This window comes from Nonomuraea sp. NPDC051941, from assembly GCF_044593615.1.
Genome location: NZ_JBIUCF010000156.1, coordinates 1 through 1,084 on the forward strand (window position 1 = coordinate 1; position 1,084 = coordinate 1,084).

Annotated in this window: 1 protein-coding gene; it reads left to right on the plus strand. The window is 66.5% G+C overall.

Annotated elements, in window-relative coordinates; translation table 11 throughout:
* Window positions 1-77: 77 nt before the first annotated feature.
* Window positions 78-1,084, plus strand: a 1,007-nt coding sequence (locus tag ACIHFD_RS67930; RefSeq protein WP_397375982.1) for an acyltransferase domain-containing protein, incomplete at its 3' end; no start/stop codon positions are given.

Below are 1,084 nucleotides of genomic sequence, written 5' to 3' on the forward strand. Positions count from 1 at the left end.
TCAACGTGATCGTCGGGCGTGCCCGACCCGGCAAAACCGCGTTCCTCTACTCCGGACAAGGCGCCCAACACCCCGGCATGGGCCGCCAACTCTACGAAACCTTCCCCACCTTCGCCACCGCCCTCAACAACACCCTCGACGCCCTCGACCCCCACCTCGACCACCCCCTCCGCGACATCATGTGGGCCCAACCAAACACCCCCCAAGCCCACCTCCTCAACCAAACCACCTACACCCAACCCGCCATCTTCGCCCTCCAAACCGCCCTCACCCACCTCCTCACCAGCCTCGACATCCACCCCCACTACCTCGCCGGACACTCCCTCGGCGAAATCACCGCCGCCCACACCGCCGGCATCCTCACCCTCACCGACGCCGCCACCCTCATCACCCAACGCGCCCACCTCATGCAAACCCTCCCCCCCAACGGCGCCATGACCGCCATCAACGCCACCCCCGAAGAAATCACCCCCCACCTCACCCCCCACACCACCATCGCCGCCATCAACCACCCCACCAACACCGTCATCTCCGGCAACGCACACGACATCCACACCATCACCACCCACTTCACCAACCTCGGCCGCAAAACCCACCCCCTCACCGTCTCCCACGCCTTCCACTCCCCCCTCCTCGACCCCATCCTCACCCCCCTGACCACCCTCGCCCACACCCTCACCCACCACCCCGCCCACACCCCCCTCATCACCAACACCACCGCCACCCCCACCCACACCCTCACCCCCACCCACTGGGCCCACCACGCCCGCCAACCCGTCCAATTCGCCAACACCATCACCCACCTCCACCACACCGGCGTCACCACCTACCTCGAAATCGGACCCGACACCACCCTCACCGCCATCGCCCCCCACAACCTCCCCACCACCCACACCACCACCAGCAGCAGCCACTTCACCCCCACCCTCCGCAAAAACCACCCCGAAACCCACACCCTCCTCACCGCCATCGCCACCACCCACACCAACAACACCAACACCACCCCCAACTGGACCACCCTCATCCCCCACGCCACCACCACCGACCTGCCCACCTACCCCTTCCAACACCACCACTACTGGCT